This is a genomic window from Streptomyces sp. NPDC002577 (assembly GCF_053594815.1).
Window position 1 is genome coordinate 184,869 of record NZ_JBSFWK010000005.1, and the last position, 22,233, is coordinate 207,101.

Annotated in this window: 19 protein-coding genes and 1 pseudogene; 9 read left to right on the forward strand and 11 right to left on the reverse strand. The window is 69.0% G+C overall.

The features are described 5' to 3' along the window. Positions 1-282: 282 nt before the first annotated feature. The 4 genes from ACWD4J_RS10090 to ACWD4J_RS10105 form a co-directional block, all read right to left on the reverse strand. A complete protein-coding gene (locus ACWD4J_RS10090; RefSeq protein ID WP_451394855.1) occupies positions 283-951 on the reverse strand; it encodes a class F sortase in 669 nt (222 codons plus the stop codon). 12 nt (positions 952-963) lie between these two features. After that, positions 964-1,575, reverse strand: coding sequence for a hypothetical protein (locus tag ACWD4J_RS10095; protein WP_451394856.1), 612 nt, complete (start codon positions 1,573-1,575; stop codon positions 964-966). A 168-nt stretch (positions 1,576-1,743) separates the two neighbouring features. After that, positions 1,744-2,523, reverse strand: coding sequence for an HAD-IIA family hydrolase (locus ACWD4J_RS10100; RefSeq protein WP_451394857.1), 780 nt, complete (start codon positions 2,521-2,523; stop codon positions 1,744-1,746). A 111-nt stretch (positions 2,524-2,634) separates the two neighbouring features. Continuing rightward, positions 2,635-3,477 carry a hypothetical protein gene (locus ACWD4J_RS10105; RefSeq protein ID WP_451394858.1) on the reverse strand — a complete coding sequence of 281 codons (843 nt, stop codon included), beginning with the start codon at positions 3,475-3,477 and terminating at the stop codon, positions 2,635-2,637. Positions 3,478-3,809: 332 nt separating this feature from the next. Between ACWD4J_RS10105 and ACWD4J_RS10110 the strand changes: the two genes are divergently transcribed. Both ACWD4J_RS10110 and ACWD4J_RS10115 read left to right on the forward strand, forming a co-directional pair. Beyond that, positions 3,810-4,889: a Gfo/Idh/MocA family oxidoreductase gene (locus ACWD4J_RS10110; RefSeq protein WP_451394859.1), complete on the forward strand. Its 1,080-nt coding sequence runs from the start codon at positions 3,810-3,812 to the stop codon at positions 4,887-4,889. Beyond that, positions 4,886-5,362 (forward strand): heme-degrading domain-containing protein, encoded by a 477-nt coding sequence (locus ACWD4J_RS10115; protein WP_451394860.1) that lies wholly within the window; start codon positions 4,886-4,888, stop codon positions 5,360-5,362. Before ACWD4J_RS10110 ends, ACWD4J_RS10115 begins: the two co-directional genes overlap by 4 nt. 221 nt (positions 5,363-5,583) lie before the next feature. Here ACWD4J_RS10115 and ACWD4J_RS10120 read toward each other — a convergent pair whose 3' ends face one another. From ACWD4J_RS10120 to ACWD4J_RS10135, 4 genes are all read right to left on the reverse strand, one after another. Beyond that, the gene (locus ACWD4J_RS10120) at positions 5,584-6,441 is read right to left on the reverse strand and encodes a fumarylacetoacetate hydrolase family protein (RefSeq protein WP_451394861.1); all 858 of its coding nucleotides are present in this window, start codon (positions 6,439-6,441) and stop codon (positions 5,584-5,586) included. Between the two features lie 109 nt (positions 6,442-6,550). Next, entirely contained in the window at positions 6,551-7,369 is an 819-nt protein-coding gene (locus tag ACWD4J_RS10125) for a YidC/Oxa1 family membrane protein insertase (protein ID WP_451394862.1), read from the reverse strand. A 175-nt stretch (positions 7,370-7,544) separates the two neighbouring features. Further along, positions 7,545-7,853 (reverse strand): DUF6412 domain-containing protein, encoded by a 309-nt coding sequence (locus ACWD4J_RS10130; RefSeq protein ID WP_451394863.1) that lies wholly within the window; start codon positions 7,851-7,853, stop codon positions 7,545-7,547. Between the two features lie 192 nt (positions 7,854-8,045). Continuing rightward, complete coding sequence (locus ACWD4J_RS10135) at positions 8,046-8,861, reverse strand: class E sortase (RefSeq protein WP_451394979.1); 816 nt, start codon at positions 8,859-8,861, stop codon at positions 8,046-8,048. Positions 8,862-9,132: 271 nt separating this feature from the next. Here ACWD4J_RS10135 and ACWD4J_RS10140 point away from each other — a divergent pair, with 271 nt between their 5' ends. From ACWD4J_RS10140 to ACWD4J_RS10170, 7 genes and pseudogenes are all read left to right on the forward strand, one after another. Next, entirely contained in the window at positions 9,133-10,188 is a 1,056-nt protein-coding gene (locus ACWD4J_RS10140) for an SEC-C metal-binding domain-containing protein (protein ID WP_451394864.1), read from the forward strand. A 221-nt stretch (positions 10,189-10,409) separates the two neighbouring features. Next, positions 10,410-11,957: an ATP-binding protein gene (locus ACWD4J_RS10145; protein WP_451394865.1), complete on the forward strand. Its 1,548-nt coding sequence runs from the start codon at positions 10,410-10,412 to the stop codon at positions 11,955-11,957. A gap of 20 nt (positions 11,958-11,977) precedes the next feature. Next, positions 11,978-14,911 carry a Z1 domain-containing protein gene (locus ACWD4J_RS10150; RefSeq protein ID WP_451394866.1) on the forward strand — a complete coding sequence of 978 codons (2,934 nt, stop codon included), beginning with the start codon at positions 11,978-11,980 and terminating at the stop codon, positions 14,909-14,911. A 54-nt stretch (positions 14,912-14,965) separates the two neighbouring features. Further along, a pseudogene (locus ACWD4J_RS10155) lies at positions 14,966-15,331 on the forward strand (very short patch repair endonuclease); the annotation flags it as partial. Then, positions 15,311-15,706, forward strand: a complete 396-nt coding sequence (locus ACWD4J_RS10160; RefSeq protein WP_451394980.1) for a very short patch repair endonuclease — start codon at positions 15,311-15,313, stop codon at positions 15,704-15,706. The pseudogene ACWD4J_RS10155 and the gene ACWD4J_RS10160, both read left to right, overlap by 21 nt. Then, on the forward strand, positions 15,703-16,698 hold the full coding sequence (locus ACWD4J_RS10165; protein ID WP_451394867.1) for a DNA cytosine methyltransferase: 996 nt from the start codon (positions 15,703-15,705) through the stop codon (positions 16,696-16,698). Before ACWD4J_RS10160 ends, ACWD4J_RS10165 begins: the two co-directional genes overlap by 4 nt. 11 nt (positions 16,699-16,709) lie before the next feature. Beyond that, positions 16,710-18,062 carry a DNA cytosine methyltransferase gene (locus tag ACWD4J_RS10170; protein ID WP_451394868.1) on the forward strand — a complete coding sequence of 451 codons (1,353 nt, stop codon included), beginning with the start codon at positions 16,710-16,712 and terminating at the stop codon, positions 18,060-18,062. A 51-nt stretch (positions 18,063-18,113) separates the two neighbouring features. On the opposite strand, the gene ACWD4J_RS10175 is transcribed toward ACWD4J_RS10170, so the two are convergent. Genes ACWD4J_RS10175 through ACWD4J_RS10185 form a run of 3 tightly spaced genes read right to left on the reverse strand, consistent with a single transcriptional unit; the run spans position 18,114 to position 22,138 of the window. Beyond that, positions 18,114-18,992 (reverse strand): DUF6339 family protein, encoded by an 879-nt coding sequence (locus tag ACWD4J_RS10175; RefSeq protein WP_451394869.1) that lies wholly within the window; start codon positions 18,990-18,992, stop codon positions 18,114-18,116. Further along, complete coding sequence (locus tag ACWD4J_RS10180) at positions 18,989-19,984, reverse strand: hypothetical protein (RefSeq protein ID WP_451394870.1); 996 nt, start codon at positions 19,982-19,984, stop codon at positions 18,989-18,991. The genes ACWD4J_RS10175 and ACWD4J_RS10180 overlap by 4 nt, the downstream gene beginning before the upstream one ends. Before the next feature lie 3 nt (positions 19,985-19,987). Next, positions 19,988-22,138, reverse strand: coding sequence for a helix-turn-helix domain-containing protein (locus ACWD4J_RS10185; RefSeq protein ID WP_451394871.1), 2,151 nt, complete (start codon positions 22,136-22,138; stop codon positions 19,988-19,990). Positions 22,139-22,233 lie beyond the last annotated feature (95 nt).

Consider the following 22,233-nt stretch of genomic DNA (forward strand, 5'->3'; position numbering starts at 1 on the left):
CCGGCATGCGACTTGGCGTCAAATCGCCTCTGCCCCCGCCCACCATCCGTTCTAGAGTCGGCTCAGGTCTGGACCGGCCGTGATCACCGGCGTCCGGGACCGGCCGACGAGCCTCCCGCGCCGGCGCCGGGTTTCTCCCGCGGCCCGTGCGCGCGCGGTCGAGGACCAGCCCGGCCGGCGGCTCCCCGGGGGGAAGCGGGCCGTCGGCCGGGCCGGGTGACCGCACTCCGCACTCCCGACAGGGTCTTCGCACGCCTGTGTCGCGAGGAGTGCCTGCGTGCCTCAAGGCCCGACGCCGGTCAGGTACGCGGACACCACCACGTTCGCCGTATAGGTACGACTGGCCTTGTCGAACGTGCCCCCGCACGTGATGAGCCGCAGCTCCGCCCGCCCGGTCTGACGCACCCCGTACGCCTGCTGCGCGTCGAACCGTTCACGCGGGAGCACCAGCACATCGTCCACGGTGAACTCGGCCACCGTCCCGTCGTCCCGGCTGACCCGGATCTTGTCGCCCGGCCGCAGCGCACTGAGGTTGAAGAAGACCGCGGGCCGCGTCTCGGTGTCGACATGGCCGACGAACACCGCGGCGCCGGCAGCTCCGGGCTGTGTGCCGTTCGCGTACCAGGCCACGGCCCCGGCCTGTTCATAGGACGGCGCCTCGACCGCCCCGTCCGGGCCGAGCCCGCGGGCCACGACCGGCGCCTGCACCCGGATCGACGGCACATCGATCCGCAGCGGCTTCGCGGCGGGCAACGGCTTGCGGGCCCCCGGCAATTGGACGCCGAGCGGCCGCCCGACCGCCGCCGCGTCGCCCGTGGTGGGCGCCGACAGGCCGCTCGGCATGCCGGTGATCCCGCTGCCCCACAGCCACAGCCCGAGCAGCAGCACCACCCAGGCGAGTCCGGTGAGCAGACGGCCGGTGCCGGAGGAAGAACGCTCTTCGCCGGACATGGCGGCCTCGCCCTACTCCGAGCGACGGCGCCGGACGCTTCGGAACGCCACGACGACCGCCGCGACGGCGGCGAGCACCAGGCCGACCACCGCCTGTACCTTGCCGGGCCCGGCCTTCTCGACGTCCCTGTGGGAGGCCGCGAGTGGGTGCGAGGCCGCGAGCTGCGCCGCGGCACCGCCGCCACCGGCGTGGACCGGTGCGGTCGGCGACGGCGGAACGCTCGCGGTCGTCGTCGCCGCCGAGCCCTTCGCCACCGTGACCGACCCCTTGGTCTTGTCCTCCTGCCCGTCGCAGGCGATCTTGATCTCGTACGTTCCCGCGGTCACCGTCGACCTGATCGTGGTCTCGCCGTAGAGCAGGGTGCCGGCGCCGCTGGCGGCGCCTTCCCGCACGGTGAGCTCGGCGTCGGCGACGAACACGGACGACCGCGCGACGGCCGTCCTGCCCGCGCAGCCCCGCGCCTGCAGCTCGACGTCACTGCCGGGCGCGGGGCCCGACGGGGTTACGGAGACACCGGCGGCCGTGTCGTCTGCGTGTGCCGGGTGTGCCGCCCAGGCGGCTATCGGCGTCGCGGCGGTAGCGACCACCGCCCCGGCACAGAGAGTGAGTCGCAGTGAGCCCATGGTGAACCTCCTGTAACAGGAGGGTCCTCCGTGCGCGCCCGCAGCGCATCCGCAGCGGGCGCGCGACTGCGCCGAACGAGGGGTTACGTAGCGTGGTCGTGTGAACGACGCCGCCGTGTGCAGGACGCCCGTGTGAAGGACGTCGCCGTGTGAAGGACTCGGCTGCGCTCAGATGCGGTCGACGAGATCCGCGATCGAGTTCACGACCGAGGACGGCCGGAACGGGTACCTCTCGATCTGTTCGGACGTCGTCAGACCGGTCAGGACGAGGAAGGTCTCCATCCCCGCCTCCAGGCCGGCCAGCACATCGGTGTCCATGCGGTCGCCGATCATCGCGCTGCTCTCCGAGTGCGCCCCGATCGCGTTGAGCCCGGTCCGCATCATCAGCGGGTTCGGCTTGCCCGCGAAGTACGGCTCCTTGCCGGTCGCCTTCGTGATCAGCGCAGCGACCGCGCCGGTGGCCGGCAGCGGCCCCTCGGTCGACGGACCGGTCTCGTCGGGGTTGGTGCAGATGAAGCGGGCGCCCGCGTTGATCAGCCGGACCGCCTTGGTCATGGCCTCGAAGGAGTACGTCCGGGTCTCGCCCAGCACCACGTAGTCCGGCTCGTGGTCCGTCAGGACGTATCCGATGTCGTGCAGCGCGGTCGTCAGGCCGGCCTCTCCGATGACGTACGCGGTGCCGCCCGGCCGCTGGTCGTCCAGGAACTTGGCGGTGGCGAGCGCGGACGTCCAGATGTTCTCGACCGGCACGTCCAGGCCCATGCGGTCCAGGCGTGCGTGCAGGTCACGCGGGGTGTACATCGAGTTGTTGGTGAGAACGAGGAAGGGTCTGCCGGTTTCCCTGAGCTTCTTGATGAAAGCGTCGGCGCCGGGAATCGGCACACCCTCGTGTATGAGCACACCGTCCATGTCGGTGAGCCACGAATCGATGGGCTTGCGCTCTGCCATGCCGTCTCCTGCCGTGCGCGGTACGCGGTGCTGCGGTGTGCCGACGAGTACTGACTGCGGTGTCGGCTCTGTCCGACTCGCACAGAGTAGCCAGCAGACGTCCCGGCCTGTTCAGCGCCTGCGCAGCCGGACACGGCGGACGGCGAGCACGAGGGTGGCGCCGCCGAGGAGAAGGGCGCCCGCGGTGACGGCGATCCCCGTGAGGGCGCGCCGGCGCCGTCCCGTTCCGGCCAGCTCGTCGTCGGCCTCCTTGCCCTTCGGCTCACGGGCGGACGGCGAGCTGTCCGGGGTGGCCGTGCCGGGGCTGGGCTCAGGCTCGGTGCTGGGGACCGGGCTGGTGCTCGGGCTGGGCGTGGCGGCGATCGGCTCGACGGTGAACGCATAGTTGTTGGACTCGCCCACCCAGTCGCCGTCGTCGCCGCGGCGCTGGACGATCGCGGCATTGGCGACGACGTGGCCTGGCTGGGCGTCGCCGGTGAAGGACAGCCGGACCTTGACGGTGACGGTCGCGCCCGGCGCGACGGTGAATCCGCCGAAGTCGTCGCCGAAGACGCCGACGTTCTCGTCCTCGTCGGTGTGCTCGAAGGTGACGGCCCGCATGCGCGTACTGTCCTCGAACTCCAGCCGCACCTGCCGGGGCTGCAGCGATCGCCGGTCGTCGACGAGGACGACGACGGGATGGATGTTGCCGCACGCCTCGCCGGTGGTGTTCGTGAGGTCGATCAGCCATTCCTGCCGGCCACCGCCGGCCTCGTAGGTGCCGGGACCGCCGTGGATACGGGTGTCGATCGGGAAGTCGCCGCCGTTCGCGCCGGCGCAGGTGGGCTGCAGGGCGGCGGAGCTGTCGTTGGTGACGGAGCCGTCGTTGGTGGCGGAGCTTTCGTTGGTGGCAGCCGCGGCGGCGGCCGCGGGCGCGGCGGAGGTGAGCGTGAGGGTGATGGCGGGCGTGAACATGACCGCCGTGGCAGCGAGGGCAGCGGTGACGGCACTGCCGCCTGACGCGAGGGAGGACCGGCACAGTCGCATGGAAGGCCTTTGCTGATCGCGGGACGAGCAACGGCTGGTACCGCCATTCGACCGCGACCCGTGCACCGACACCGGCCGCCAGGGCCGATCGGCCGCCAAAGTCCGCCCGATCAGCCGGAAATCGGAGGAATCCGATATGTCCGGGATGGCCGCCGCCATGCCCGGGGCGGCCGCCACCAGGCCGCCACGAAGCCGCCACCCAGGGTGACGGCCACGGCCCGGACGGCGCCACCCCGCCCCCCTTTGCTTTAGTGGAGGGCATGAATGGCACCACCTCCCCGCTGCGCGTCGGCCTCATCGGCTACGGCCTCGCGGGCTCCGTCTTCCACGCCCCGCTGATCGCCGCCACCGACGGCCTCGTCCTCGACACGGTCGTCACCTCCAACCCCGACCGGCAGAAGCAGGCCGCCGCCGCCTTCCCCGAGGTGCGCCTTGCGGCCACGGCGGACGAGCTGTGGTCCCGCGCCGGCGAGCTCGACCTGATCGTGATCGCGTCGCCGAACAAGACGCACGTACCGCTCGCGACTGCCGCACTCGAGGCGGGGCTGCCCGTCGTCGTGGACAAGCCGGTCGCCGGTACGGCGGCCGAGGCGCGCGAGCTCGCCAAGCTCGCCGAGGACCGCGGTCTGCTGCTGTCCGTCTTCCAGAACCGCCGCTGGGACAACGACTTCCGTACGGTCCAGAAGCTCATGGCCGAGGGCGAGCTGGGCGACGTCTGGCGCTTCGAGTCGCGCTTCGAACGGTGGCGGCCACAGCCCAAGGGCGGCTGGCGCGAGTCCGGTGACCCCGAAGAGATCGGAGGTCTGCTGTACGACCTGGGCAGCCACGTCGTCGACCAGGCCCTGGTGCTCTTCGGCCCCGCGGTGCAGGTGTACGCCGAGGCGGACGTGCGGCGGCCGGGCGCGGAGACCGACGACGACACGTTCATCGCGGTCACGCACGTGAACGGCGTGCGCTCGCATCTGTACGTGTCCGCGACAACGGCCCAGCTCGGCCCGCGCTTCCGGGTCCTCGGCTCGTCGGCCGGCTACGTCAAGTACGGGCTCGACCCCCAGGAGGCCGCCCTGCGCGAGGGCAAGCGCCCCGCCACGGAGGCCGAGTGGGGCGTGGAACCGCAGTCGCTGTGGGGCACGGTGGGGGCCGGCGAGTCCCCGCTGACCGGCGGCGGCCGCCCCGAGCCGACACTGCCCGGCGACTACCCGGCGTACTACGCGGCGGTAGCCGCCGCCCTGCGCGGCGAGGGCCCCAACCCGGTCACCGCGCACGAGGCCGCCGCGGCCCTCGACGTCCTGGAGGCGGCCCGCCGCTCGGCCCGCGACGGTGTGGCGGTGGCCCTGTGAGTACCGCGAGCACCGGCGCCCCGGACATCGCCGAGCTGGAGGAGCAGGAGCGCCGCCTGGTCCTGAAGCAGTTCACGTACGACGACGCATGGGCCCTCGGGGCGCTGCTGGTGGAGCTGGCCCGCTCGCGGAACGCGCCGGTCGCGATCGACATCCGCCGCGGCGGCCAGCAGCTCTTCCACGCCGCGCTGCCGGGCTCGACCCCCGACAACGACGCCTGGATCGACCGCAAACGCCGCGTCGTGGAGCGCTACGGCTGCTCGTCCTACCTGGTCGGCTCCCGCTTCCGCGCCAAGGGCACCACATTCGAGGCCGCCTCCCGCCTGGACCCCGACGTATACGCGGCCCACGGCGGCGCCTTCCCCATCACGGTCGAGGGCGCAGGCGTCATCGGCACGGTGGCGGTCTCAGGCCTCCCTCAAATCGAGGACCACGCACTGGTGGTAGAGGCCCTGGAACGCTTCAAGGCGTAACCCGGCTACGGGCAGGCACACCGGCGCTCCGCCGCTGTGGGCAAGCACGCCGCTACCCCTGTGGGCAATCGTTCCGCAGGGCTGGGGGCACCTCCCAGCGTTAGCTGGGGGAGGGTGGGCACAGCCCACGACGGCGGCCCACACCTCACGTGACGGGGCCCGGCTACCGGGGGAAACCCCAGTGGCCAGGCCCGTCACACACCTGCACCCCGCCGGAGGCGCTACGCGTTCTTGAACTCCTGCCGCTGCCGCCCCAACCCCTCGATCTCCAGCTCCACCACATCCCCCGCCCGAAGGAACGGCTTGGGCTCGGGCATCCCGAGCGCAACCCCCGCCGGCGTACCCGTGTTGATGACGTCACCCGGGTACAGCGTCATGAACTGACTGACGTACCGGACGACCTCACCGACCGAGAAGATCTGGTCGGACGTGTTCCCGTCCTGCCGCAGCTCCCCGTTGACCCAGAGCCGGAGCCCGAGCGCCTGCGGATCCGCCACCTCGTCGGCCGTCACCAGCCAGGGCCCCAGCGGATTGAACGTCTCGCAGTTCTTGCCCTTGTCCCAGGTGCCGCCGCGCTCGATCTGGAACTCGCGCTCGGACACGTCGTGCGCCACCGCGTACCCCGCGACGTGCGCGAGCGCCTCCTCCTCCGACTCCAGATAGCGGGCGGTACGCCCGATGACGACCGCCAGTTCGACCTCCCAGTCGGTCTTCACCGAACCGCGCGGCACCAGCACGGTGTCGTACGGCCCGACGACCGTGTCGGGAGCCTTGAAGAAGACGACCGGCTCGGCGGGCGGCTCGGCACCGGTCTCGGTCGCGTGGTCGTGGTAGTTCAGCCCGATGCACACGATCTTGCCGATACGGGCGAGCGGCGGCCCGACCCTCAGCCCGGCGGCGTCGAGCGCGGGCAGCTCACCGGACTCGGCCGCGGCCCGGACACGGCCGAGCGCTGCCCCGTCGGCCAGCAGCTCACCGTCGATGTCCTCGACGATCCCCGACAGGTCGCGCAGGGTCCCGTCGGCATCGAGCAGAGCAGGGCGCTCCGCCCCTGCCGTACCGACACGCAGCAGCTTCATGCTTGTCCATCTCCCTTGGTTGCAGCCAGCCCAGCCGAGGTGCGCCACACGCAGCCATCGGAGGACTGGTTGATCCTCCAATCTCCGCGTGCAGTCCGCAATACCCGGTTCACGTACTGGACCGCAGTGCCGCCCCGGAAGCGGACGGCGCTCCGACTGCGCCCGCGGCCCCGGGCATGCCCCGGTAGAGAACGGCTCGCTCGACCGCGGTCCAGGTGGTGCTCGTCACGACGTACAACGCGGCCGCCAGCGGCACCACCGCCACGGTGAACAGGGTCAGGAACGACATCAGCGGCATGACCTTGGTCACCGCACCCATGCCCGGGACCTGCTGCTGCGAGCCCGCCTGCTGTCCGTCGCCCCCGGCGGTCAGCACCGGCATCGGCATGGCCGCCATCTGCTGCCGGTAACGCCGGAAGTTGAACGTGGCCACCGCCGCGACGACCACGAAGAGCCCGACGTACACCAGACCCCGCGTGCCGAACATCCCGCCGTCCGCGAGCGCGTCCGCCCACCGGTCCCCGAGTGGTGCGCCGAGGAGCGCGTGGCCGAGCAGCGCGTTCGGTTCGCCGCCGATCGTCCTGTTGGAGAACAGGTGGTAGAGCAGGAAGAAGGCGGGCACCTGGCACAGGCTGGGCAGGCAGCCGGAGAGCGGCGACACCTTCTCCTCCTTGTGCAGCTCGATGATCGCCTTCTGCAGTTTCTCGGCGTCCTTCCCGTGCTTCTTGCGCAGTTCGGCGATCCGGGGCTGGAGCTCGGCGCGCGCCCGCTGCCCGCGTGCCGCGGCCCGCGACAGGGGATGAACGAGGAGTCGTACGAACGCCGTGAACAGAACGATCGCGGCGGCGGCCGCCGAGGCGTGGAACAGCGGCTGGAGCAGGTCGGCGAAATGCTCGACGAGATCGGCAAAAACTGAGAAAACGGACATGCGGGAGCCCCTCCGAGGGTCTCATCGTGCCGGAAACGGCCGGTACGGCGGGAGATTTCCCGTACGGCCGGAAAGATGAGAGGTCGGCATGACGACCGCGCGATGCGAAGGCGCGCCTAGGCGCGCCCCGCAGCGCGCAAAGGCGCTCCCCGCAACGTGCGCGGGTGCGGGTCCCTTATGCGGCCGTCAGAAGGGAACGGCCCGGTGCCCTGGGCCGAGGGCGTCCCGACGCGTCGGGGTCCCGCTGCGGCAGAAAGGCGGTGCGGTGCTCACGGTCGCGGATGGCCGTGCGTACCCGGGTGGTCGGCACGGCGGGCGCGCAGCGCGAGGCGATGAGGGAGCACGCGGCGAAGGCGGAGCCGGCCGCGGCGGTGGCGGCGAGGGCGACGGCGGCCGTGAGGCTGCCGGTGTCGGCCAGCACCGTCTCGACCAGGAGGAAGAGCAGCAGAACGGCCGGACGCAGCGGCGACCAGGTTCCGATCATGTGCGGTACGACCTCCTCTCCCACTCACCTGCGCCGTACACACGTGTGCAGTGCACAGGCATTCACACACCTCCCCGCCGTTATACAGGAACGCCCGGAATTCAGGATCCGCCCCAAGTACGGGATTCCCGAGTACAGGGGAGTACAGGCGAGTACAGGATCGGATCCGGCCGGCTCAGCGCGGCCGCACGGTCAGCGCGGCCGCATGGACTGCAGCTTGCCCCACACCACGAGCCGGTACCTGGAGGTGTACTCGGGCGTGCACGTGGTCAGCGTCACGTAGTAGCCGGGCTCGTGGTACCCGTATCCGCTCCGCACCTGGCTGCGCGGCACGCTCGCGATCACACCCGCATCGCGCGCCGAGGTCTGCGGCAGGGTCTTGTCCACGACATACGTATAGACGGCCGTCTTCGTCTCGACGCGCACTTCGTCCCCGCGCCGGAGGCGGTTGATGTAGCGGAACGGTTCGCCGTGCGTGTTGCGGTGCCCGGCGAGGGCGAAGTTCCCGGCGCGGCCGGGCTGGGCGGTGCCGGGGTAGTGCCCCACGTACCCCTTGTTGAGGACGCCCGTCTTGCTGACTCCCTCGGCCACGGGGACGCGGAGGCCGAGGCGGGGAATGGTGAGGACGGCGTAGGCCTGGTCCCAGCGGGGCGCGGTCGCGCGCTGCGTGCGGGTACTGGTACCGGAGGTCTGGCCCGCGGCGTCGGCCGAGGCCCCGTCGTCATCCGCACCCGGCTCCCCACCGTCGCCGTCCGCGGAGTCCCCGCCCCCGTCCTGACCGCCCGGCGTACCGCCGCTCCCCCACTCCCGCTCCAGGGCCTGCACCGTCCGGCCGGCGGCCTGCTGCGCCTGCCGGTTCGTCCACCACAGCTGGTGTACGACGAGGAGAAGCAGGACGAGTCCGACGGTGACGGCGACCTCGGCCCCCGTCCAGAGCACCCGGACGGCCGCCGGGCGCCGACGGAGCTGCCCCTGCACGACCACCGGAACCCGCGCCCGCCACCACACCCGCACGGCCTCTCCCTCCGCCGGCCCGCACCGGCCCACACCGGCCCACACCGGCCGGCCCGCACCATAGGGGCTGCGCCTTCAAGTGACCAGGGCCGCGAAGGGCCGGGCAAGGTTCAAGGAATGTCCGGGAAAGGTCCGGGGCAGCGCAAAGACCACGCATGGCGCAGCCCGAAGACCACGCATGACACAGCCCTAAGATCACGCACCGCCGCCACACTGACGCGCACATGCCTCTTCACAGCCACCTGACCGCAGTACGGTGTCCCCCATGCGCCCCGACACGCCTGCCGAACATGTCGACCACATCGCCGAAGCCGAGCGCATGGTGCGCACGGCCGGGCTCTACCCCGAGGACGCGGAGCACCTGCTGCTGCAGGCCGCGGCCCACCTCGAGCTGGCCGAGGACCGAGAACGCGCGACGACGCTCTACGACCGCCTGCTCTCGCCGTCGTCGCCCGCGACTCTGGAGAACCCCCAGCTGGTGAAGGCCCTCAAGGCCGCCAACCTCTGGGAGTACGGCCATGAGGCGGAGGCCCGCGCGATCATCGACGGCGTACGGGCCGCGGCACCGAAGGACGCCGCACCGTGGGTGATCGTCGCCGAGGCACTCGAATCGCACGACGAACTCGAGGCGGCCCAGGAAACGTTCACTCAGGCGGTCGCCCTGCTGCTGGCCGGCGACCCGAAGCCACCGCAGGCCGTGCACCCGGTCCTGTTCGGCCGCCACCGGGTCCGCCGCATGCTCGGCGCCCCGCACGACGAGTGGGACACGCTGGCCGACGAGCTGCACGCGGCGCGCACGTCCTCCCCCGCGCCCGCCCCGGTGCCCCTGGACGAACTCCACGACCCCAAGCGCGTATGGTCCCTGGGCTCGGACGACCCCGCGGAGCTGCGCGCGGAGATCTCCCGCCTGCAAGCGGAACTGGGCTCCTACCGAGAGGCCCTCTCACGCCCCTTCCCGGTCGCGGTACTCCACTGGCCGGCCCCCGAGCTCACCGAACTCCTCACGGCGTACCCGGACCTGTCCCCGGAGTACCCCTCGCACGAGCAGCACCTCTCCACGGTGGAAGCCTCCCTCCGCGAACTCGCCGCCTCCGGCACCCCGAACCTCGGCATCGTCACGGCGACGGTCCCGTCGTACGAGGCCTTCGCAGCCTCGGAGGCATCGTCGCCGTCGGACGCGTCGCTGCTCCCGCAGTACGCGACGACGCTGGCGGCCCGCGGGCGGGCGGTGGCTTGGCCGCCGCGGCGGGATGAGGGGTGTTGGTGCGGGTCTGGGCGGGTTTATGGGGAGTGTCACGGGATGCCCGCGACTGACGGGTGAGCGACCCGAAACCGCCCCCGCCACCAGACCTCACGCTGTCTGATTGAAGTTGTATTGGCCACATTGTCGCCGCCGAGTACGCGATTGAGCTGCAGCTTTTCGAAAATCGCAGGGTTGTTTGTCTGACCTTTGCAGTATCTTCAAATCTCCAGCAGGAACTGACGGGCGTCCTCCTCCCCCACGCAGGCCCCGTCCTGTGTGCCCAGGAGCAGCAGCAGCTCATGTCGCCTTACGCGCCCTCAGCAGACTGGCAGTACGACGTCCCTACCAGTGGCAGCAAGAGGCTTCCGCCTGCCGCACGCTACGTCGAATCGCTGTCTCATCAGGGTTACGGCTTTGAAGCAGCCATCGCAGACCTTGTGGACAACTCCATCGATGCGGGTGCCCACAAGGTGGTAGTGAGCTTCCTGCGCGACGACGATCGCCTGGTCAGTCTTCTCGTGATCGACGACGGCTCCGGCATGGACGAGGCTGCACTGGACGTCGCCATGACGGTCGGTGGTCAGAAGGAGTACGCGGACTCCGCACTCGGCCACTTCGGCGCAGGACTGAAGGCCGCATCTCTCTCGCACAGTGACTCGCTGACCGTGATCAGCCGTACGAAGCGCAGCCCGTCAGCGGGCCGCCGCTGGCGCACGGAGGCGGCACAGGCCGACTTCAGCTGCGACATCGTGGATGCCGGCTACTGCCAGGACTTGGTGGACCGTTACGACGGCGTCATCGAATGGCACGGCACGATCGTCCGATGGGACGGCGTGCGCGCCTTCGAGACCATCACGGCAGGCCAGACCGACCGCTTCCTCAACGACGCGATCGAGAAGCTGGAGACCCACCTGGGGCTCTACCTGCACCGGTTCCTGTCCCGCGACGACTTCCACATCGACATCGTCGTGGAGGACGTCCATACGCGCGAAGAGCTCGACCACCGCGGTATCGAACCCATCGACCCGTTCGGCTACCGCGTTCCGGGGCGGGCCGGCTACCCGCGCACGTACACAGCGCCTGTCGAAGGTGTCGGCGAAGTTCCGCTGGTTGCGCACATATGGCCGCCCAAGTCCCCGCTTGTCGCCTACCGCGGCATCGGCGCACTCGCCGACCGCCAGGGCTTCTACATCTACAGGCACGACCGCCTGGTCCAGGCCGGCGGCTGGAACGGCACGCGCAGCGCCGAGGCGCACCACAACTTGGCGCGGATCGCGGTCGATCTGCCGTCCGCGCCGAACGGCGTCTTCAGCCTTACGGTGAAGAAGGACGGCGTGAACGTCACCCCGGCATTCGCCCGGGGCCTGGAGAAGGCGGCCGACACGGACGGCCACACCTTTGCCGCGTACCTTCAGGAAGCCGAGACCGCCTACCGGGAGGCTGCCCGACGCTCTACGGAGGTCAAGCGCCCCGAGGTCGTTCCACCGGGTAAGGGAGTCGATCCGAAACTGAAGCGCACGCTGCGCGACGAACTGCCGCAGCTGGAGGGCGAGGACCCGATCACCTTCCGGTGGGAGTCCATGCCAACCGACGTGTTCTTCGGCATCGACCGCGACGAACACGTCGTACGCCTCAACAAGGAATACCGGCAGGCCTTCAACGGCGACCGCCGCGCTGGTTCGAACGACGCACCCGTACTCAAAGGGCTGCTCTACCTCCTGCTCGAGAAGAACTTCCGTATGGGACGTTCCAGCGCCCAGCGCGACGACGAGATGGCGCTGTGGAACAGCGTTCTTGTCTCAGCCGCCCGCTGCGAAATAGCCCGTTACGACGCTGCCGCCGGCTGAGCGGGACTGGAGATTCCCTGATGACTGATCACCTTCTCAACCTTCACGTAGATGTTCTGGCTGCCATGCACCGAGGGGGCCCGAGGCACTTCGCCAAGCTCGCTTTCGTGCTCTCCGAAGAGCACGAGCCTACGGACATCGACCTCGGTCACTTCCGCGACCGGTTGCTGTCTGCCACGGCCAGCGACGAGCTGACCGCCCTTTGGCGCCGCACACTCACGGCCTGGGACTTCGCAGAGAACCCCAGCTGGTCCAGTTCCCCTGCGCGCACCGATGACCGTCGTGCCGATGCCTACAACCGTCTCGGCTTCGGAGCGGACCTGCGCAAGGCCTTGGACTCAGTCGTACCTGTCTTCAAGGAGCCCGGTCCGGTAGTCATCAGCAGGGAGTTCGAGCCCTGGTACACCAGGGAGGGCGCTGACGCCCGCTCTTTCTACTGGACGGCGTACGAGAAGATGCTGCGCCAGAAGGGCTGGAACGATGCCGCCGTATCCAGCCTCGATGAGGCCTCACACAGCGTTGTAGAGCGGCTGTCCGACCCCACGCGTGAGGAACCGTACGGCGCCCGTGGCCTGGTGGTCGGATACGTCCAGTCCGGAAAGACGGCGAACTTCACCGGCGTCACCGCCAAGGCCATTGACGCGGGCTACCGCCTCGTCATCGTCCTGGGCGGCACGCTCAACCTGCTTCGTGCGCAGACTCAGCGTCGGCTCGACATGGAGTTGATCGGTCAGGAGAACATCCTGGGCGCCGCCGACCCGAACGACCTGGACGCCCTGGTCGATATCGACTACCAGGACGACGAGGACTGGCCCGCGAAGTTCGTCTCGTTCGGTGCCCGCCCCTCCACGCTCGGCGCCTTCGACATCGAACGTCTGACCTCCCGTGACCGTGATTACATGTCACTGGAACGCGGCATCAGCGCCCTGGAGTTCGAGAAGCCTGACCGCACCCGGCCCCTGTACGACCCCGCGAACCTGCATGCGGCCCGCGCCCGCGTCATGGTCGTGAAGAAGAACAAGTCGGTGCTGGAGAAGCTGGTCAAGGACCTCAAGAAGATAGGCCCGATCCTCGGCGAGATACCGGCCCTGATCATCGACGACGAGTCGGACCAGGCCTCGGTGAACACGACGGACCCGAAGAAGTGGGAGGCCGGCACGGTCACCCGCACGGCGATCAACGGCCAGATCAGCAAGCTCCTCAAGCTCCTGCCTCGCGCCCAGTACGTCGGCTACACCGCGACTCCTTTTGCCAACGTGTTCATCGACCCGGGCGACGAGGAGGACCTCTTCCCGCGCGACTTCCTGATCTCCCTCCCCCGTCCCTCCGATTACATGGGCGTTCAGGACTTCCATGACCTGGACACCGTCGACGACGGCGAGGGCGAGGCCGAGAGGAAGCATGTCCGAGGCATCTACGACTCCACGGACGACCGTCTCCAGGAAGCCCTGGACGCCTTCGTCCTCACGGGCGCTCTGAAGCTCTACCGCGCCGATCACGGCGTACCCTCCGGACCGTTCCGGCACCACACGATGCTCGTGCACGAATCGGTCCGCATGGCCGAACACGCCGCGCTCGCCCTGCGCATCAACACGATGTGGCACAACGCCGCGTATACGGGCCCGGAGGGCCACACGCGCCTGGCCTCGCTCTTCGAGAGGGACTTCCACACCCACGCGGACGACTCCCTGCCCACTCCCACTACGTACGCGGATCTCAAGCCGTACGTCCATGAGGCCCGCCGCCTCATCAACAAGGGCGGCTCCCCCGTCATAGTCGTCAACGGTGAGAGCGAGCGCGACTACGCCCAGCCCGACCTGGACTTCGACCGCACTCCGAATGTCTGGAAGATCCTCGTCGGTGGCACCAAGCTGTCCCGGGGCTTCACGGTCGAGGGGCTGACGATCACGTATTACCGCCGCACGACGCAGCAGGCCGACACCCTGATGCAGATGGGCCGCTGGTTCGGCTTCCGGCCCGGTTACCGGGACTTGGTACGGCTGTACATCGGCCGCGAGGAGCAGCTCGGCAAGGGCCGCGCCGCGAAGACGGTCGACCTGTACGAGGCCTTCGAAGCGATCTGCCGCGACGAGGAACTCTTCCGCGCCGAACTGGGCCGCTACGCGCCCTTGGTGGACGGCCGGCCCCAGGTCACCCCCGCCCAGATCCCGCCACTGGTGGCCCAGCATCTGCCGTGGGTGAAGCCGTCGGCTCGGAACAAGATGTTCAATGCGGAGTTGGTGGAGGTGCGGTCGCCGGGCGTCTGGGAGGAGCCCACGGCCTACCCCGAGGACCCCGACGCCCTGCGTCACAACACGGGGTGCTGGGCGCCGGTCCTCGGAGCTCTGTCGGATGCTCCCGTCTCGCTCTGCGTGGACGGCAGCCCGCAGTACGACGCGCGGGTGGGCACGGTGTCCCACAAGGATCTGCTCACGGTGCTGTGCGACCTGCGCTGGTCCGCCCCGGAGCAGTTCTCGCCCCACCTGGAGTTCCTGCTGAACGCCGGACGGGAACCGGGCACGATCGACGACTGGTTCGTGATCGCTCCGATGCAGACGTCCGCCCGCCGGAACGAGGCGCGCATCCTGGGGCACGGCCCCTTCTCCCTCGCACGCCGCAAGCGCCGCCGCGGGCCTGTGTTCGGCGCAATCCGAGACCCCAAGCACGTCGCGGCGGCGCAGCGCCTGGCGGGGGCCCCGAACCTGACCGGAAACACGGCCGTCGAGCAGAACGTCCGTCCGCGTCGGGGTGCGCTGGTGCTCTATCCCGTGGTGGAATCGGAACCCCGGATCCTGTCCGACGGATCGGTCGATCCGCGTGACCTCGTCATGGCCTTCGCCTTCGTCGCCCCGCCGTCGACGGCTCAGGGCGACCGTCCCTTGGTGCGGTTCCGTGCGATCGACTCGACCAGGGCGGAAGCGGCGATAATCGACCGTGACGACATGCGCTCGTGAGGCTCGACGACAGTGAACATCGTGACGCCTTCCTCTCCTGGCGTCTCGGCCCGCATGAGCAGGCAGCCGAGCAAGGACACGGCAGTCGAATTGGCCGTGCGACGGCTGCTGCACGCGGCCGGGCTGCGTTATCTCGTGGAGTACCCCGTGCCGGGCATGCCCCGGCGACGGATCGACGTGGCATTCCCCCGGGCCAAGGTCGCGGTCCTCATCGACGGCTGCTTCTGGCACGGCTGCCCTCAGCACGCCACTCAGCCGAAGGCCAACGCGGACTGGTGGCGCATCAAGCTGAACCGGAACATGGCCCGCGACCGGGAGACGACCGAACACCTGATCGCGGAGGGGTGGACGGTGCTGCGTTTCTGGGAGCACGAAGCCCCTGAAGAAGTGGCCGTACAGGTGGAGGCCGCGGTGGAGCGGTGCCACACATCGGCCGTGCGACGGCTGCTGCACGCGGCCGGGCTGCGTTATCGCGTGGACTACCCCGTGCCGGGCATGCCCCGGCGACGGATCGACGTGGCATTCCCCCGGGCCAAGGTCGCGGTCCTCATCGACGGCTGCTTCTGGCACGGCTGCCCTCAGCACGCCACTCAGCCGAAGGCCAACGCGGACTGGTGGCGCATCAAGCTGAACCGGAACATGGCCCGCGACCGGGAGACGACCGAACACCTGATCGCGGAGGGGTGGACGGTGCTGCGTTTCTGGGAGCACGAAGCCCCTGAAGAAGTGGCCGTACAGGTGGAGGCCACTGTGGAGCGGTGGCGTACAGAACGAACGAGGGGGAGGAAAGAATGAGTGGACTGACCTTCGTGGACGTGTGTTCCGGGGCAGGCGGGCTCGCTCTGGGGCTCGAGCAGGCGGGATTCGAGCCGCGACTGCTGCTGGACGATGACGAGCTCTCCGTCACCACTCTGCGGACCAATCGGCCTCACTGGAACGTGCTTCACACCGACCTCCTGGATTTCGACCCGGTCGAGCACCCCGTCAGCTACGACGTGGATCTCCTCTCGGCCGGCCTGCCACGAGTGAAGTCGAGTGCGACCGTCAGCCGGACGGATTCGCGTGTGGAGGAGCGGCTGTTGGAGGCCACCGTCTATCTCGTCCATGCGATCAGGCCTCGGGCGGTACTCATCGAGAACGTTCCCGGGCTCGCTCACTCGGACGAGTACCAGCAGTTCCGTGATTTCGCCCGAGCCGAACTTGCTCACCTGGGGTACGAGTTCAGTTGGTTCGTCCTGAACGCGGTCGACTTCGGCGTACCGCAGAACCGCAAGCAGGGCGTCCTGGTAGCCGTTGAACGGCAGCGAGCCAAGGCGTTCCGGCCGCCGACACCGACCGTGCAGCAGCCGACGACGGTCGGTGCCGCCTTGGGGTCGTCCATGGCCTTACGCGGTTGGCAGGACGCCGCCCGTTGGGCCGCCCAAGCCGATCAACCGGCTCCGACGCTGGTCGGCGGCTCGAAGAACCGGGGCGGCGCCGACCTGGGGCCGACGGGAGCCAAGCAGAAGTGGGCCACCATGGGCGTCAACGGTCACACCGTGGGCGACGAGATCCCCGGCGCGGACTTTGTGTGGGATCCCGAACTCGGCAGGGACAACATGGTGAAAATCACACCGGAACAGGCGGCGCTGCTGCAGAGCTTCCCCGAATCATGGGAGATCCCAGGGCTCAAGACCGCCCGGTACCGCCAGATCGGGCACGCGACGCCGCCGCCCGTCGGAAAGGCCCTGGGTCGAGCCGTCGCCGAGGCGCTGGACGGGGATCCGGCGATCTCCGTTGCCGGCTAGACTTCCGCCACATGACCAGCACGGCGTCCCACCAGCCCATCCTCGACAAGCCCTTTGTCCTGGATCTCTTCGCAGGTCCTGGAGGGCTGGACGTCGCCGGACACGCGCTCGACATCCCGAGTCTCGGCATCGAGTGGGACAGGAGCGCGTGTCTGACGCGGTACGCGGCCGGGCTGGACACCCTGCACGCCGATGTGAGCACGGTGCGTAGGGAATCCTTCGAGTCGCTGCCGCCGGAGATCAATGTGCTCGCCGGTGGGCCTCCGTGCCAGACGTACTCCGTGGCTGGGAAGGGCGCTGGCCGCAAGGCCCTGGACGAGGTCAAGAGGTACATCGAACGACTGATGGCGGGCGACTCCGACACGGCGATCGACAAGGATCTGAAGTCCCTCAGTGATCCGCGTACCGCGATGGTCCTGGAACCCCTCCGGTACGCAATTCAGGCGACCAGGAGCGTGAACCGGGAGAAGCGCCCGTACGACGTCATCGTCCTGGAACAGGTCCCCGCGGTCGTCGACCTCTGGGACCACTACGCCAAGGTGCTGGAGAGGACCGGTCTTCCCGACGGCACCAAGTACAAGGTCGTCGTCGATGTCCTCGACACCGAGACCTACGGGGTACCGCAGACGCGATCCCGCGCGGTACTGATCGCTCGACGTGAAGGGCTCGGTGAGCCCCTTCTTCCCGAGGCAACCCACCACGCCTACGAACCGAAGAAGTGGAACCGGAGGACCGACAAGCCCTTGAGCCCGGTCCATCAGCCGACCCTCGACGACGAGGACACCACTCCCGAGCCCGATGCCCAGGAAGCCGGAGAAGAGAAGCGGGAGCACTGGAGGTCGATGGGAGATGTCCTCCCGGGGCGTGACACTCCCTTCCTCGTCCGCTCGAACTACGGCAGCTCCGGAGTCTCAGGGAGGCGTGGTGTCCGGAGCGACCGGCAGCCTGCATTCACCGTCACCGGTCGCATCTCCCGCTTCGTGGTCTTCCAGCACCTCGACGAGAACATCGTCTACGAGGGCGCGCGATTCAGCATGAACGAGGCAGGCCTGCTGCAGAGCTTCCCGCCGGACTATCCGTGGTCAGGCACGGCGCAGGCCCAACAGGTGGGCAACGCCGTACCGCCCCTGTTCGGCGCGCACCTGCTGAGCGCCGCACTGGGTCTTCCCACGCCGGGCACGGATCTCCTGGCGAAGCCGTGGCCACCGGCCACCGAGGAACAGCGGGCCAAGCTGCGAAGCCACGGCTGTGGAGCCGCCGACGCCTGCACCGCCAGGTGCCCCGACTCCCAGGATCAGGCGCCGCCCCGCGCGATCCCGCACCCACGCAAGAACGACGAGAGCAAGAAGGCGTCGGTCAAGTAGCTCGCGAACCCGGCGCCGGAGGACTCTCGGACGGGGCGCTGCTGCGCCGAGTCAGTCAGCGATCTTCCTGCCCCTGATCGGCGCCGTCTCGATCAGCTCCGCGAAGTAATCAGTGAGCGCGGCCACAGACTCCTCAGGGGCGGGGTCCTCGTCGGGCCCGTCCGGGAGGCTGCGTCGCCCGACCGGTGGCGCCGACCCCGCCTCCGCGATCCAGTCGCGCAAGCGGGCAGGATCCCTGGGCTCGTCCGGTGCGAGCACGTCGTAGATCAAGGTTGCTCCGGCCGCATTGACCGCGGCGCTGAGACCGGCGACCTCTCGTCCCTTGGCCACCAGCCCGTTCTTCAGGAGGCGAACGAGAGCCTGGGCGGTGGGGCGATGGTCGATCAGGTCCATCCGCAGAACGGTGTGGATGAGGTCCTGGTTTCCGCAAGCGGCCACGACCGGCTGGTAGTCCGGCCCGTTCCGGAAGAGTTCGGCCGCCCACCACAGGCGGGAGAAGCACTGCCGATCCGCTGGGCCCCGGAAGCGCTCTGCCGCGATACGTCTTCCCGGGCTCTTCGCCGTGGGCTCCGACAGGTGGCGCCAAGCGACGTAGTCAGGGGCTACGGCCAGACCGATGTGGTTCCACAGACGTTTGTCCGCCGCTTCTCGCCGTGTCAGGCGCAGCGTGGCGTGGAGTCGTGGTGCAAGCCATGCATCGGCTCCGGTGCGGTCCTCCCGGAACTCGTACATGGCGTCTTCCACAAGGCTCCGGATCGGCTCGACCAACCACCTGGCGTCGTCCTCGGGAAGTTCCTCGACGACCTTGGCCAGGTCGATGCCGCCGTGCACCTCCTCGCCTCTGAGCAGTTCCTCTGTGAGGAACGGATCGAGGGCCGACGCGGCAAGCAGCGCGAGATGCTCCGGCACGTGGTTCGGTTTGGTGATCACGTCTCGCTCTCCCGGTTCATCTGTTCCAGACCGCGGATGGCATAGCCGACCGCCTTGGCGGCATCGGCACGACGGACCGCCGCGTAGTGGATGCGGGTCTGGAGCTCCACCCAGCCCGAATCGCCGGTGCGCCGCTGATGGACCTGTCGCAGAGCTTCCTCCACATGGACGCCGGGGATCACGTCCGGGAGCATCTCCCGGAGGACCTCGCCCTGCCAGTCGGTCGGGAAGACCGGGCCGCTGCCAGGTTCGACCTCCAGATCACCGATGGCGCCGTGGAAAACCGCGGTCCAGGCGTCGGTGGTCATCTGAGCGACCAGGAGGTCACGAACCCTGCTGTCGATACCGGAGCCGCTGGTGTCCAGCAGCCCGATGACGCCCTCGACATCGGTGTTCACGTACACGGTGGGAACCCTGGCAGAGGTGTCCACGATCCAGGGTGCGTCGCCATAGGTGTGCAGCCACTCCCGGGCGCTCTTCCTGAACGAGGTTCGCTGGACCTCCAGTTCGAGCCCATTGACCGGCTCGTCGGAGACCGTGTCGATGGTCCAGCTCCGGTCGGTCTCTGCGATGGCCCGGCCGGCAACTCCGTCCACTGTCGCGACGGCGTGCACGGCGAGGGAGGCCCGCCCCATGTGATCGTCCCGGAGCACCTCCAGGAAGCCAGACCAGTCCCGACCGCTCTCCGTGTCCCGCGTGAGATCCACGGAGGTACGGACATTGGTCTCGCCGTCGGTCAGCACAGCGAGGACGCGCAGATCGGACCAGGGCTCATCCGTCGCGGTCGCCCCGGGCGGCAGCGTCGCGGAGAGACTGATCGTGGCGCTCACCCAGTCGGAGTGGCCCGCGATGCCGAGTGCGACGGCCTGCTGCTGGGTGGAGTACGCGGTGGTCTCCAGCTGGTCGCGTGTACCGTCGTCGAGCTTGAGAGAGACCGAGGTCACCCTGACAGTGACCGGCCGGTTGGGACGCTTGTACGGGTAGGACTTCACGCGCTACTCCCCCTTGCTCGTGCGAAGTTCGAGGACGAGGCGAGTGAGCGCGGTCCTGACCGGGTGGCTGGTGACATCGGTGGAGCCTCGGAACTTCGCGCGGCGCGCACCGGGTGCGAAACGCAGGATCCCGTCCTCCACATCACAGCCCTCTACAGCCACGAGTTCCGCCCAGTCCAGCTTCGGGCGTCCTCCGGAGCGCACGTCCAACTGAGCGACCGGCACCATAGGGGTGACCTCGTCACCCCTTGGGATGCTGACCTCGGCGGTGATCCGCCATTCCCCGTCGTCACCGATCGTCGCATCGAGTCCTGCCAACACGGGAACCACGGGCCCGATGGGCGCCTTGGCCTTTGACCTCGTCTTCTTCACGGTGAGTGCCTTGCGCAGGGCCTCACCACCCTCACGGCTGCTGCGCTTCGGTCGTGCGACAAGTTCCCTGATCGCACTGTTGACCTCGTAGGTCAGCGCATTGATCCGCCGGTACGCGGAGGGCGACCAGCGCAAGGTCAGCTCCTCCGTCTGCCCCCAACGATCGTGCTCAGGCGGTTCCGCCGCACGCAGGAAATCCTCGGCTTCCTTCGCGAAGGGGGCCGAATCACCGGCGGCCTCGCCCACGAGAAGCACGGCCTGGAAAGGGTTGGTCCCGAGCGGCACGTTCGAGACCCCTGCCTTCTTCACGGTCATGCGGTTGCCGCGCAACGAGTGCACCTGATCTTTCGGCGCGTCCGCGTCACTGGTGGCCTCAGTGACCAACAGCGTCGCTTGGTGCGTGCCAAGAGTGCCCCGAGCGCCTCCGGCGAGCGGCAGCCGCAGTGGAACGCTTCGTGCCGCCACCTGCCCGGCTTCGGTGACCCGCTCCACGGTGGTGCCCTCGTAATACGCCCGCAGGGCGCGCGTCCGGGCGGGCTGCTCGGCGGACGGGTCCACTTGCTCATCCGGTACGACAACGTCGCCGTTCCGCATGGTGCGGACCGAGACCTCCAGAAGCGGCAGTCTGCCACCTCCTCCGGTCATTGCGGCCCAGAAATCACGCCCAAGGGCCTTGACCAGCCGGCGGTGCATCCTGCGAATGTCATGCGTGTCCTCGCCGCCCTCCTCATCCACATCCCCGGACTCGTCGTCGACGTTGGAGGACTTCTCGTCGAGGATGGCCACGTCGTGCGCGCCGACGATGAGGAAGGACGTGCCGGGTTCGTCGCTCTCCCGGGTCAGGTGCAGACGGGCCGCGGTCTCCTCGTCCGCCCACCAGGAACGGGCGACCTCGGCGCCAGGCGAATCAGGATCGGGGCGCCCGAACCAGGCGGGCCCCGCGTACGGCTTGCCGTCGACCTCTCGCCAAGGCAGTTCGAGACGGCCGATCATCCGCCGCTCGGTACGTCCCTCGTGAGGCTCGGACAGAGTGGAGTTGACGAGCACGAGCCCGAGAGCGCTGGTCGCCCACAGCGTCGCCTTACCCAGACCGTATGAACCACCAGCGTTGTTCCCGGACTTGAGACTCTCCAGTTGGCGTCTGACCACTGCGGCGAACTTGCCGTCCGTGTAGTCGTCACCGGTGAGTCCGGAGGCGTTGTAGTCGTCGACCCGCAGCAGGATCAGACGGCCCTTCTCGTACATGTCGCGCACTCCGGCGTCCACGACCCGGCCGACCTTCTGGTTACCGGCGTTCTCCGAGACAGCGGAGTAGTGCGGGAAGAGGTCGTTCCAGAGAATCGCGTCGCGGAAGTCCTCCAGCGCCTCGCCCGTCAACTCGTGCAGCGTGTAACGGACCCTGACCGGACGGCCGTTCTGCCGTCGCTCGTCGAGGCTGTTCTGGCAGGTCTCACGGGCGAGGACCTGCACGTCGGCGTCGAAAGCGAATGCGGCGGCATTGCCCAGGTCACGGCCCCCATCGAGGTAGCCGGGACGGTGGTACCAGGTGACCGGGAGGCCGGCCTGGGTGTCGGTGGTACGGGTGTGAACCGTTCCCACATCTGTACCGAGCGCCTTGGCGATGTCCACCATGACGGTCGGGCGCGGGGTGGACCTTCCGGTGATCCACGCAGAGACGGCGGCTCGGGTCAGCCCTAGCTCCTCCGCCAACTCGGCCTGCGTCTTTCCCGCGAGCTTGAGTTGGCGGGCCAACCAAGGCCCGAACTCCTCACCTGTCTCCACGAGCCACCCGCTCCTGACCTCGGTCGCATGTTGCCGACCATGAGGCTAATTTGACGAAGGCTCAGCCGTCAACCAACAATTAACAAGACTCGATC